This window comes from Chryseobacterium sp. 1B4 (genome assembly GCF_036631475.1).
Taxonomy (GTDB): Bacteria; Bacteroidota; Bacteroidia; order Flavobacteriales; family Weeksellaceae; genus Chryseobacterium.
Window position 1 is genome coordinate 215,380 of sequence record NZ_JAPNUF010000006.1, and the last position, 12,552, is coordinate 227,931.

12 protein-coding genes, 3 tRNA genes and 1 pseudogene are annotated in these 12,552 nt (G+C 40.1%); 9 read left to right on the forward strand and 7 right to left on the reverse strand.

The window, feature by feature from the left end:
* Nucleotides 1–20 precede the first annotated feature (20 nt).
* The 3 genes and pseudogenes from OWR28_RS06915 to OWR28_RS06925 form a co-directional block, all read right to left on the reverse strand.
* Nucleotides 21–797 carry a glycosyltransferase family 2 protein gene (locus tag OWR28_RS06915; protein WP_332386019.1) on the reverse strand — a complete coding sequence of 259 codons (777 nt, stop codon included), beginning with the start codon at nucleotides 795–797 and terminating at the stop codon, nucleotides 21–23.
* A gap of 93 nt (nucleotides 798–890) precedes the next feature.
* Nucleotides 891–2,291, reverse strand: a complete 1,401-nt coding sequence (gene aspA / locus OWR28_RS06920) for an aspartate ammonia-lyase (RefSeq protein WP_332386020.1) — start codon at nucleotides 2,289–2,291, stop codon at nucleotides 891–893.
* A gap of 72 nt (nucleotides 2,292–2,363) precedes the next feature.
* A pseudogene (locus tag OWR28_RS06925) lies at nucleotides 2,364–3,388 on the reverse strand (N-acetylmuramoyl-L-alanine amidase).
* 135 nt (nucleotides 3,389–3,523) lie between these two features.
* Between OWR28_RS06925 and OWR28_RS06930 the strand changes: the two are divergent.
* From OWR28_RS06930 to OWR28_RS06970, 9 genes are all read left to right on the forward strand, one after another.
* A tRNA-Ser gene (locus OWR28_RS06930) sits at nucleotides 3,524–3,608 on the forward strand.
* Between the two features lie 14 nt (nucleotides 3,609–3,622).
* Nucleotides 3,623–3,697 (forward strand) — tRNA-Pro (locus OWR28_RS06935).
* Between the two features lie 42 nt (nucleotides 3,698–3,739).
* A tRNA-Arg gene (locus OWR28_RS06940) sits at nucleotides 3,740–3,813 on the forward strand.
* 265 nt (nucleotides 3,814–4,078) lie between these two features.
* Nucleotides 4,079–5,065, forward strand: coding sequence for a GTP 3',8-cyclase MoaA (gene moaA, locus OWR28_RS06945; protein ID WP_332386021.1), 987 nt, complete (start codon nucleotides 4,079–4,081; stop codon nucleotides 5,063–5,065).
* Between the two features lie 2 nt (nucleotides 5,066–5,067).
* Nucleotides 5,068–5,469: a hypothetical protein gene (locus OWR28_RS06950; RefSeq protein WP_332386022.1), complete on the forward strand. Its 402-nt coding sequence runs from the start codon at nucleotides 5,068–5,070 to the stop codon at nucleotides 5,467–5,469.
* Nucleotides 5,470–5,573: 104 nt separating this feature from the next.
* Nucleotides 5,574–6,266, forward strand: a complete 693-nt coding sequence (locus OWR28_RS06955) for a molybdopterin molybdotransferase MoeA (protein ID WP_332386023.1) — start codon at nucleotides 5,574–5,576, stop codon at nucleotides 6,264–6,266.
* 7 nt (nucleotides 6,267–6,273) lie between these two features.
* The gene (moaC, locus tag OWR28_RS06960; RefSeq protein ID WP_332386024.1) at nucleotides 6,274–6,750 is read left to right on the forward strand and encodes a cyclic pyranopterin monophosphate synthase MoaC; all 477 of its coding nucleotides are present in this window, start codon (nucleotides 6,274–6,276) and stop codon (nucleotides 6,748–6,750) included.
* Nucleotides 6,731–7,195, forward strand: coding sequence for an NTP transferase domain-containing protein (locus OWR28_RS06965; RefSeq protein ID WP_332386025.1), 465 nt, complete (start codon nucleotides 6,731–6,733; stop codon nucleotides 7,193–7,195). The genes moaC and OWR28_RS06965 overlap by 20 nt, the downstream gene beginning before the upstream one ends.
* Nucleotides 7,196–7,354: 159 nt before the next feature.
* Nucleotides 7,355–8,395, forward strand: a complete 1,041-nt coding sequence (locus OWR28_RS06970; protein ID WP_332386026.1) for a HesA/MoeB/ThiF family protein — start codon at nucleotides 7,355–7,357, stop codon at nucleotides 8,393–8,395.
* A gap of 8 nt (nucleotides 8,396–8,403) precedes the next feature.
* Here the strand turns inward: OWR28_RS06970 and OWR28_RS06975 are convergent, their stop codons facing one another.
* The 4 genes from OWR28_RS06975 to OWR28_RS06990 are packed head-to-tail and all read right to left on the reverse strand — an operon-like array spanning nucleotide 8,404 to nucleotide 12,549.
* On the reverse strand, nucleotides 8,404–8,613 hold the full coding sequence (locus OWR28_RS06975) for a DUF2945 domain-containing protein (protein ID WP_332386027.1): 210 nt from the start codon (nucleotides 8,611–8,613) through the stop codon (nucleotides 8,404–8,406).
* A gap of 13 nt (nucleotides 8,614–8,626) precedes the next feature.
* Nucleotides 8,627–9,172: a DUF488 domain-containing protein gene (locus OWR28_RS06980; RefSeq protein ID WP_332386028.1), complete on the reverse strand. Its 546-nt coding sequence runs from the start codon at nucleotides 9,170–9,172 to the stop codon at nucleotides 8,627–8,629.
* A gap of 22 nt (nucleotides 9,173–9,194) precedes the next feature.
* Nucleotides 9,195–10,112, reverse strand: a complete 918-nt coding sequence (locus OWR28_RS06985; RefSeq protein ID WP_332386029.1) for a bestrophin family ion channel — start codon at nucleotides 10,110–10,112, stop codon at nucleotides 9,195–9,197.
* Nucleotides 10,113–10,146: 34 nt separating this feature from the next.
* Nucleotides 10,147–12,549 carry an FdhF/YdeP family oxidoreductase gene (locus OWR28_RS06990; protein WP_332386030.1) on the reverse strand — a complete coding sequence of 801 codons (2,403 nt, stop codon included), beginning with the start codon at nucleotides 12,547–12,549 and terminating at the stop codon, nucleotides 10,147–10,149.
* Nucleotides 12,550–12,552 lie beyond the last annotated feature (3 nt).

Consider the following 12,552-nt stretch of genomic DNA (forward strand, 5'->3'; position numbering starts at 1 on the left):
CTGTTCTTCTTTTGTAATTTTCAATTCCAGTTTCTTTGTTCTGCAACTTTCATAAGACTTAACAATGTCAAAGAAAAACCGGCAGATTTGCTTTTCACAGCTTCTTTTGAAGAAGCAATATATGCCAGAAGCCTGTTCAGCCCCAGGAAATAAAAATATCTTCCGTAGTAATCCGCAGGCCGTATGGTATAATCTGCTCCTTTTACTTTGATCAGCCTTACGTGGAGTTCGGGTAATACAACTTCCTTCCATCCCAGATTTTCAAGCAATATGGAATCAATATTATCCCAGCCCAGTGTTTCTCTTAATCCTCCGATCTGCATAAAACATTCTTTACGATAAGCCTTCATAGGGCCTCTTACATGATGCTTATTGGAATTCCCTTCATACACCCATTTTCCGTCTTTTTCTATATACAGAAGCCCTCCTACCAAACCATATTTGGGGTTATTGGCAAAAGCTGCTTCTACAGCTTCCAGATAATTATCCGGAAGAATGATATCGGCATCAAATTTACAGATTATATCAAAATCATTCAGGGACTGAGTCTGAAGTCCGTTTTTAAAGGCATGAACAACTTTTGAACCTGGCTGATGTTCTGATTTCTGAAGGGTAACGGTTTCAAAACGGGAATCTGCTTCTGTATATTTCCTGATGACTTCAGGTGTTCTGTCCGTAGAACCGTCATTCACGACCACCACTTTAAAATCCTTGCTGCTTTGCTGCTGTAAAGAATCAAGAGTAAAGGAGAGGTTGTCTTCTTCGTTATGCGCAGGAATTATGATTAAAAACCTCACGGGAATGATTAATTGATGAATGATGATTAATGATCAATGATAAGAAAGCACTAAGGATATCAATTATCACTGATCATTAATTGTTGATAGGATTTATTTGTTATGCGGTTTCAGCATGTTTTTCGGATCAAGGATTTCATCCAGTTTTTCCTGGGAAAGAATTCCTTTTTCCAGCACAAGGTTGTAAACGCTTTTTCCGGTTTCCAATGCTTCTTTTGCAATCTGTGTAGACTGTTTGTATCCAATATAAGGATTTAATGCCGTTACAATTCCGATGCTGTGTTTTACCATATTCAGGCAAACTTCTTTGTTGGCGGTAATTCCAACCACACATTTCTCACGAAGGGTATCCAGGGCATTGCAAAGGAAATTGATGTTTTCCATGATGGCATGGGAAAGTACCGGTTCCATTACATTCAGCTGTAATTGACCTGCCTCTGCGGCAAAAGTTACGGTAAGATCGTTTCCGAATACTTTAAAACAAACCTGGTTGACCACTTCCGGAATCACAGGATTTACTTTACCAGGCATAATAGAAGATCCCGGCTGCATCGGCGGAAGATTGATTTCAAAAAGACCCGCTCTCGGACCTGATGAAAGCAATCTTAAATCGTTACAGATTTTAGATAGTTTAACTGCCAGACGTTTCGTTGCAGAAGAATAGATCACATAAGATCCTGTATCAGGAGTAGCTTCTACTAAATCCGGCGCAGAAACAATCGGGAATCCTGTAATCTGGGCTAAGTTTTTAGCACAAAGCGTGGCATAACCTACCGGAGCATTCAATCCCGTTCCAATAGCAGTTGCCCCCATATTCACTTCCACGAAAAGGCCCGCATTGTTATTCAGTTTGGAGATATCCTCTTCCAGAGTGGCAGCATAGGCTTCAAATTCCTGTCCCAAAGTCATAGGAACGGCATCCTGAAGCTGCGTACGTCCCATTTTGATCACATCGTGAAACTCCTGCCCTTTGGCGCGGAAAGCCTCAATAATTTTTTCCAGTCTTTCAACCAGCCCGATATTCATCTGAAGCAATCCTATTTTGATCGCTGTAGGGTAAGCATCATTGGTTGACTGTGAAAGGTTGATATGGTCATTAGGTGAACAGAATTCATATTCTCCCTTATTTTTTCCTAATTTCTCCAACACGATATTGGCAATCACTTCGTTTGCATTCATGTTGATGGAAGTTCCTGCCCCACCCTGGATCATATCTACCGGAAACTGGTCATGATATTTCCCTTCTACAATTTCATCACACGCTTCCGCTATCTTGAAATACAGGTTTTCATCTAAAAGTCCCAGTTCGTAGTTGGTTTTTGCTGCAGCTTTTTTAACAAAAGCCAGTCCTCTTATAAACTCCGGATACGAAGACAAAAGCTGTCCTGAAATTTTAAAATTGTTGATAGCTCGCTGTGTCTGAACCCCATAATAAGCGTCTAAAGGCACATTCAGTTCGCCTAATAAATCACTTTCTTTTCTGAAATTTTCCATTACAGATATTTTACTGTTTTTGATCGTTTAAAGATAGCAAAAACGCATCTAACCGATGCGCTTTAATCTGAATTATTTTACTGGATATTTTTGATTTAACGCCTGCAGTATTGCCCATGTTTCGGCATCCATGATTCCATCATAATTCTGCGGACGGAAATGATACTGGAATGCCTCAATTGTTTTCTTGGTGGCGTCATCCCATTGTCCGTTGGGATCAAGTGCATATCCGAATTTCTGCAGTGAAGTCTGGATTAGGAAGATAAAGCTGGAGTCATTATATCTTGTTGTAATGTCTGCCTGAGCTGCTTCAAGATAAGTCTGCTTGGCTGCTTCATCATACCACATTCCAATCTGGTATTCGTCATACAGCTTTTTCCAAGGGAACATAGGTCCCGGATCCTGTTTTCTTGTAGGAGCAATATCTGAATGACCAAGCACGTTGGTAGGCTGGATCTGATATCTTGTGACAATGTCTTTAGCCAAAGCCGCTACTTTTTTTACCTGATCGTCACTAAAAGGAGCAAATGTTCTTTTACCCGTAGCATCTGTCGTATATCCTGTATTTACAATTTCAATACCGATAGAAGTATCATTAAGGTTTTTGTCGTTTCTCCATGCACTTACCCCTGCATGGTAAGAGCGTTTGTTCTCATCTACCAACTGGTAAATCTCGTTATCTCCTGTATTATTTACAAGATAATGTGCACTCACCGCTTGCTGGGTAAGAACTGTAATTGATTTGTCGTCCGGAAGTGCGGTATAATGTAATATTAAGTAACGCTGTCTGAAGTTCTGGGCAACGGCCGGAAAATAGGTCTTCACTACTTTATATCCGGCTGGTTTTGCAGACACAATAGAACCATAACTTGCCGTATTATCATTTTTTGTTGGATCTGCTATATTGGTAGTAAAAAAGTCGACCCCATGATCAGATACCACTTTTGGTTTTGGAGCAACCGGAGGTGTTGTCTGAACTGTTGGTTTCGCCTGTGTTACCGGGGTTTTCGGTTTGTACGTATTTTTTTCACATTTTGTTGGGAAGTACATGAAAAAACAAATGTGCTTAATCCGATGATATATAATGTCTTACGCATCAGTTTGATTTTTGGATGATTTATTACTTCAAAAATACACAAAATTTTCTTGAATTTTATTTGGTAAATAAAGAAATCTGTTCTATATTTGCACTCGCAATAACGGAACAACGATCATTAAAAAATAAACAAAAAGGAGGGTTGCCGGAGTGGTTAACGGAGCAGTTTGCTAAACTGTCGACGCGAAAGTGTCGCAAGGGTTCGAATCCCTTACCCTCCGCTCTTCTATATATTCGGGGCGTAGCGTAGTCCGGTCATCGCGCCTGGTTTGGGACCAGGAGGTCGCAGGTTCGAATCCTGCCGCCCCGACTTTTTAATATGCTTATTTACTAAGCGGGAATCAACTTTTAAGGGTGCGTAGCTCAGCTGGATAGAGCATCTGCCTTCTAAGCAGACGGTCAAAGGTTCGAATCCTTTCGCGCTCACAAAAAACCTCACAATTTTTATTGTGAGGTTTTTTGTTTTTATTTACGCTAAAAATATTTCGTATCCACTGATCAAAACAATCTTTATATTTTTGCTGAGCCGCATGCATCAGGATACTTGGTTCTCCGATCGGGCTTAAGTTAAAATTCTCTCTTATCCATCTCAGATATTAATATGGATATGGTCTATTATCTGCAAATATAAAAATACCTCTTTACAGAGAGAAACATTCAGTATATTTGTAATAAGACTTATTCTATTTAAATGTTGACAGATCAATTTGGAAGGAGCATAAACTACCTCCGGCTTGCTATCGTAGACCGGTGTAATCTCCGATGTACGTATTGTATGCCGGAAAACGGTCTTGCCTGGATCAAGCACAATGAATTAATGACTGATGAAGAAATGCTCAGAATCTGTTCGGTATTTACTGAAATGGGTGTTGATAAAATCAGGATAACAGGAGGAGAACCTTTCGTCCGTAAAAACAGTATTGAGCTTATCCAAAATATATCACAATTAACCGGACTTACTGACCTCAGCATCACCACCAATGGCCTTCTTACCGGACAATATATCCCACAACTAAAAGAATACGGGATAAAATCTGTCAATCTAAGCCTTGACACCCTTGATAAAGAGCGTTTTTTCAAAATTACAAGAAGAAACAGCTTTGATAAGGTAATGAAAACATTAGACAGTCTCTTACAGCATGATATAAAAGTAAAAATCAACACAGTGGTGATGGAAGGGGAAAATATTGAGGATATTATTCCTTTAGTAACGCTTACAAAAGACCTACCTGTTGATGTCCGTTTTATTGAGGAAATGCCTTTTAACGGAAGTGAAACTGATATTTCCCTTAAATGGAATTTCACACAAATTTACAGCTATATTAAAGATCATTTCCCTGAGATCCAAAAGACAGAGGACCCTAAAAGTTCGACGTCATATAATTATAAAATTCCGGGATGTACCGGAAGCATAGGAATCATTGCAGCTTATACCCGTTCATTTTGTGGAGACTGCAACAGGATAAGAATTACCCCTTCCGGTATCCTCAGAACCTGTTTGTATGAAGGAACCGGTATCAACCTGAAAGATGAAATCCGTATGGGAAAAACAGATGAAGAGCTGAAAAACATTATTATCGGCAGCATACACAAAAAACCGAAAGACGGCTGGGAAGCTCAGAAACAGAGTTTAAACCCTTCACAAATACATCAGTCAATGGCAACAATAGGAGGATAATTATGGAAATGATCAGTGTACAGCAGGCAGAAGACATCATCTTTTCCCAGGTCAGAAATTTCGGGACAGAAGAAATTTTCTATGAAAATGCCTCAGGAAGAATTTTAGCGGAAGATATTCTGGCAGACCGTGATTTGCCGCCTTTTGACCGGCCGACGGTGGATGGAATTGCCATCAGTTTTAAATCCTACGAAAAAGGACTACGTGATTTTCTCATCAAAGCCGTACAGGCAGCGGGAGAAGCTCCGTTTCCGGTAGATAAAGAAAACGAATGCATAGAAATTATGACCGGAGCCGCATTACATTCTTCAATGGATACGGTCATTCGCTATGAAGATATTCTGATCAACAATAATTTTGCGAGCATCAATATTGATATAAAAAAGGACAGAATATCCATCTGAAAGGAAAGGATAAAAAATCGGGAGAAATACTGGTAAAAGCCAATCAGGTCATCACACCATCTATTCTCGGGATTGCCGCATCAGTCGGAAAAACATTTCTGACAGTGAAAAAGCTTCCCAGAGTAGCTATTATTTCCACCGGAGACGAAATGGTTCCGCCTGAAAATACTCCTGCGCCATTCCAGCTGAGACGCTCCAACGGAATTACTATAAAATCTGCTTTGGAAAAATATAAAATCGATGCTGACTGGCTGCATTGGAATGATGATTTTGAATTCATAAAAAAAGAACTCTCCCAATGTATCGACCATTATGATATTCTATTGATGAGCGGCGGAGTTTCTATGGGAAAATTCGATTTTCTGCCCAAAGCCTGTGAAGAGCTGGGAATAAAAAAGCTTTTTCACAAAATAAAACAAAGGCCGGGAAAACCTTTCTGGTTCGGAAAAAGCCAAAACGAAAAATTGGTTTTTGCATTCCCTGGAAACCCGGTTTCCGTGTTCATGTGTCTGCACCGGTATTTTATTCCCTGGCTGGAAAAATCTTTGGAAATCCCGGAAAATCCCCAATATGCGGTTTTACAGAATGATATCGATTTTCCTTTTTCATTACAATATTTTGCCCAGGTAAAACTCAGCGTGAATCCAGCAGGACAATTAATCGCAGAATCAGTAAACACCAATGGTTCCGGAGATTTTTCCCATCTTGCGGAAACCGATGCATTTATAGAACTTCCTCTGGAAAAAAGTGCATTTAAGAAAGACGAAGTCTATAAAATCTGGAGATATAATTTTTAATGTAATCATGACAAATTTTTCACATCTTAATAAAAAAGAACAGCCCGGTATGGTGAATGTAGGCCGTAAAAAAGTTACCCACCGGAAAGCAACTGCCAAAGCTATTGTGACACTTCCTGAACATATTCTGGAAGCGCTTCAGAAAGATGATTTTAAAACTAAAAAAGGTTCTGTTTTCCAAACCGCCATCATTGCAGGAATAATGGCAGCAAAAAAAACGGGAGAACTGATTCCTCTCTGCCATCCTATTGGTATGGACAACTGTGAAATAGATATTGAAATCAACACTCAAAATGAAATTGAAATCTATTGTACTGCCGAGATCGAAGCTAAAACGGGCATCGAAATGGAAGCATTGACAGGGGCATCTGTTGCCGCACTTACCATTTATGATATGTGCAAAGCCATGAGCCATGACATCGTAATCAAAGAAATACAACTCATCGAAAAATCCGGAGGAAAAAATGATTTTAAAAGAGACTGATGTTCCGAAATTAAACGGGCTGGTACTGGCGGGAGGGAAAAGCCAGCGAATGGGAAACCCTAAAGATAAAATCAACTGGCATGGCAAAGAGCAGCGGTATTATGCGGCTGATCTTTTAGCTCCGTTTTGTGATGAAGTTTTTATTTCCTGCAGACAAGACCAGCTGGAACATTTTGATCCAAATTACAATGCCCTCACCGATACTTTTCTGAATATGGGACCTTTCGGCGGAATCCTTTCGGCATTGCGCACCCAAAGAGATGCGGCATGGTTAGTCGTTGCCTGTGATTTACCTTTATTGGATGAAAAATCGTTAGAGTTTTTAATTGAGAACAGGAATATAGAAAAAGCAGCCACCACTTACGAAAGTCCTTTTGACGGATTACCAGAACCATTAATTACTATCTGGGAGCCCAAAAGCTATCCTTTGCTCCTCAATTTTTAGGATCAGGAATTACATGCCCAAGGAAAGTGCTGATCAACAGTGATACCTTAATCCTGAAACCAGGCAACCCGGATTCTTTAATGAATGTGAATACTCCAGAAGATGTGGTAAAAGCAAAGGAAATTTTAAGAAAACAGATATAACTGAAGACAGAAACAGATGAGTAACCCATTTGAACGTTATCATTGCCAGATGGCTTTACCCGGATTTGGGACTTCCTCCCAGGAACTCCTGAAAAATGCCAGGGTCCTGATCGTAGGCATGGGAGGGCTTGGCTGTCCCTCGGCACAATATCTTGTATCTTCAGGTATAGGAACAATTGGTCTTGCCGATGATGATACCGTCTCTGAAAGTAATCTACACCGCCAGATATTATATGCTCCGGAAGATATCGGAAAATCAAAAGTTGATGTTGCTGCTAAAAAGTTACAGCAGCAAAATCCATCGGTAAAAATCATTCCGTTCAATTTACGGGTAACCTCCGAAAATGCCATGGATTTGATTTCTGAATTTGATCTGATTATTGAAGGAACAGATAATTTCGAAACAAAATGCCTGCTGAACGATGCCTGTGTAATGACGGGAAAACCTGTGGTCTATGGCGCTATTTACCAATACGAAGGCCAGGTAAGCATCTGGAATGTTATACAGAAAGATGGTACTTATTCTCCCAATTACCGTGATGTTTTTCCGAATGCGGAAGAATCGCAGGTCCCGAACTGCAGAGAAGGAGGCGTACTGCCTACACTGGCGGGAATTGTCGGATGTATGCAGGCTAATGAAGCTATAAAATATTTTACACATCCCGAAGATTCACTGGCAGGAAAACTCTGGATGATGAATGTACTGAACGGCAAAACCCAGATCATTAAATTAAGAAAAACTTCCGTGCAGATTACAGGTTTGCCTCAGACTGTAGGAACCATTACGTTTGAGCAACTGATGCAGAAGAAAGATCATTTTGAAATCATAGATGTCCGTACACCACAGGAACATGAACAGTTTAATATCGGAGGAATTAATTTTCCTGTAGAAGAATTACAGAACCATTCAGATTATATTTCGGGTTGTGACAAACCTATTTTAGTTTATTGTCTATCCGGGAAACGCAGCGCAGAAGCGGTAAAAAAAATTAAAAATATTTTTCCTGAGAAGAATGTGTATTCTTTAAAAGACGGCATACACAGAATACATCCATAGATGGCAGGCTATATCCTGGTAAGCGCAGATTCTTTATGAGCCGCAATATGATCGGATTTATCACTTTTGATTTCATACTGCGGGTTGTTTTCATTAGCGTGATGAGTATAGCCCTTGTAATCAAAATCTTGTGTATGAATTTTAATAATGGTTCCTGATGCTCTTCCTGCTTCAGAGTTCCAGCTTATTTTATCTCCTGTTTTGAATTTTGCTTTCATAATTTTTGAGATTTTAATCAAATAAACTTTCGTCAGAATAAAAAACATTTCCATTGCGTACTCTTGCCGGTGAAGTGTAAGGATGTTCTTCTGTTTTACTTACATCCATAATATGCTCTACTTTCCACCCTTTTGCTTTAAGATAATCTGAGACCAAAGCTCTGTGGCAGCTCCACCATACCGCTTCAGAACACATGAAAACCGTTATTTTTTTCCTGGCTGTATTTTCCAGGTTTTCAACTGCTTTTATAAAGTCTGTTGTCTGCATATAATCGGCATATCCCCGAAAAGATTCATTCCGCCACCGGTTATTTATTGAATAAGGTTGTACTTTTCGTCTTCCTCCCAGTTCTTCAAGGTGGATGTAATCTATATTATTTTCGGGAAGCCTGACTTTCATATTTTCTTTACTGAACCATGGATATTTTTTGGACCCCGGAAACCTGCGGATGTCCACTACCATTTCAATCTTAAACGAATTAAGCATTTCAATAAAGTCTTCCCATGAACGAACGGAATGTCCCACCGTATAAACCAGCTGCTTTTCTAAAATTTCCATACAGGTATTTTTTTAGAAGATATCAATCAATAATATTCTGAGTCTTCTTCCGAGGAACAGCAATGTGTTCTCCCACCATTTCATGAATGGTTTCATCAATCATGATACACATACTGTTAAGGGCTAAATCATTCGCATCTGTTCCAAACGGTTCCTCAATTTCATCCGCTATTGCTTCAAACGCAACAAATGTATACGCAACAAATACAACAATAAGAGGTGTAAACCATCCGAGTGAATCTACCAGTCCGAAAGGCAACAGAAAACAATAAATATATACCGTTCGATGTAAAAGAACACGGTAGCTGTAAGGGATGGGAGTTGAAATTATTCTTTCACAGCCTCCAAGAATATCAGACAGTTTATCAAAATTTTCATCAAAGCGGGCCTGCTGAATAGAATCCAGAGAACCCTCATCTTTTAAATTCTGCACCCATTCTGCAAGCAGGCGCATCATTACAGCCGGTTTATATTTGGATGCAGCGACAATTTTCAGCTGGCCTTCATCAAGTCTGGATTTTAGATCTTCATAGGCATCTGTTCCTCTAAGCTGATGTTTCAACGCAAAAACAAAGGCACCAAGCAGCTGTACAAAATTGTGAACTGAAACCTGATCATCTTTTATATTTTTCAGCGTGACTGCCTGGCGGGTCAGTGCTCTGGAAGTATTCAGCAGAGCGCCCCATAGTTTTCGTCCTTCCCAGAATCTGTCATAGCTGGCATTGTTTCTGAATCCGAGAAATAAAGCCAAAACAAAACCGAATAGCGTAAGCGGAGCAGGATTTAAGGGAACTTTAAACGAAAGAATGATTCCATGAAAATAGGTCACCAGTAAAGAAAGAATTAAAAGCAATCCCAAACGGGGAAGCAAGGCGGGCAAAACAGAGCCATGCCACACAAAAAGCATTCTGAACCAGTGTTCCTTTTTTCTTATGATCATTATTGAATTATAATTTGTTTAAGTACTATATATTTTATGGTTGTTCCATACTTGTTCCGGAAGCTGCAATTACATGATCATCAATCTTTTTAAAAATTTCAGGATTGTGCTTTCGGATTTTGATACGGACATATTTTGAAGCCGGCATATTGGCACCGTTTACCACGTTATTGATGGATACCAGTACATTGGTTTCCGGGAAATAAGTCATGGTACTTTTTTGCGGAATAGGATATTTTACCACAATAAAAAGCGGGGCTATCCTTTCGATTCCATCATCATAGTTGAAAAGATCTACATGATCTCCTTCTTTGAGACCCGCTTTTTCAATATCTTTTTCGTTCATCATAACCACTCTTCTCTCGTTGAAAATTCCACGGTAACGGTCATTCAAACCATAAACAACCGTATTGAACTGGTCATGTGTTCTGGTAGTTCCCATTAAATATTCGTCTTCTGCAAGCGAATTATCCGGTACAGCAGTTATATTGAAAGCCGCTTTTCCAGGGTAAAATTCACTGTTGAATATCCCGTCTCTTGGTCCGTTCGGAAGATAGAAGCCTCCTTTCTGCACTACCCTTTCGTTGTAATTTTCAAATCCTGGAATGCATTGTTCAATATCGTTACGAACAGCATCATAACTGTTGATAAATTTGTCCCAATCCACTACGGAACGTTCTCCTAAAACCGCTTTTGCCATTCTGCAGGCCACATGAGTTTCATTGATAAGATGTTTTGAAATAGGATCAAGAACTCCTCTTGACCATTCCACAACTCCCATTGAATTTTCCGTACTTACATGTTGAAGTTCACCGTTTACCATATCCTTTTCACTTCTGGAAATTACCGGTAGGATCAAAGCTTCTTTCCCGTGGATAAGGTGATTTCTGTTTAATTTTACAGAAACAATCGCAGACATTTCCAGCTTGCGCATCGCTTCTGCTGTAAACGTTGTATCCGGTGCTGCAGAAAGGAAATTACCTCCCATACAGAACATGAATTTCACTTTGCCTTCATGCATTGCTTTAAGCGCATTGACAACATCATATCCTCCTTTTCTGGGTACTTTAAAGCCGTAATATTCCTCCAGTCTGTCCAATTGCTCAGTCGTTGGATGATGATTGATAAGTAACGTTCTGTTCCCCTGCACATTACTGTGACCACGAACAGGACACGCTCCTCCACCCTTGATTCCTATGCTTCCTTTCATCAGCAGGAGATTCACGATGTTATAAATCATTTCCACCCCGTTGTGCTGCTGCGTGATTCCCATTCCCCAACAAATGATGATCCTTTTTTTGGAGGCAATCATCTGTGCAGCTTCTCTTAGATTCTCAACCGGAATGCCACATTCTTCTGATAAAAAATTAAGGTCATACCGTTTTAATTCTTCAACCAATTCATTGAAGCCGGCAGTTTTATTCGTAATAAAATCATGGTCAATAACTTTTCCCGGGGTTTTGGCTTCTTCTTCCAGCACGAGAATTTGTAGTGCTTTTAAAAGCGCCATATCTCCATTAATTTTTACAGGGAGATACAGATCTGACAATTCATAAGGTTTATTGAGCAAGGCACGGACTTCCTGAGGATTCCTGAAACCTTTTAATCCTGCTTCAGGAAGCGGATTGACAGCCATAATTTTTGCGCCGTTTTTCTTTCCTTTAGTCAATGCAGAAAGCATTCTCGGAGAATTGGTTCCGGGGTTCTGTCCTATGATGATGATAAGGTCTGTATCGTAAAAGTCTTCCAGCTTTACTGTTCCTTTCCCGATTCCGATGCTTCTGGAAAGTGCGTAACCGGAAGTTTCGTGGCACATATTGGAACAGTCCGGAAAATTATTGGTCCCGAACTCACGGGCAAACAGCTGGTATACCCATGTTGCTTCATTACTTGTTCTTCCTGATGTATAAAATATAGCTTCATCCGGTGAATCCAAAGCATTTAGTTTTTCCGCAATTTTTTTAAAGGCATCATCCCAGCTTATCGGCTGATAATGTGTTCCTCCCTTCGGCAAATACATGGGTTCTGCAATTCTTCCCAACTGGCTGATTTCAAAATCTGTCAGCTTTGCCAAATCATACACCGAATTTTCCCTGAAAAACTCTGCACCGATCTTTTTCGAAGTGGCTTCTTCTGCCAAGGCCTTTGCACCGTTTTCGCAGTATTCGCCCAGTCTGGAACGTTCATCATCCGGATCCGGCCATGCACAGCTCGGACAATCGAAACCGTCAAACTGATTCATACTGAAAAGAGCCCTTCCGCCACGAAGAACAGAAGCATTGAGCACCAACTGATCCAGTGAATGAATCACCGCAGGAACACCTGCAGCCCAAACTTTTGGCGGTTTCAGCTTAAGATCCAGCAGTTTATAAGGCGGTTCAGCAGAAGGCAATCTGCTGTCTTCTTCTTTTTTATTGAATACATTTTTGTTTTCCATGAT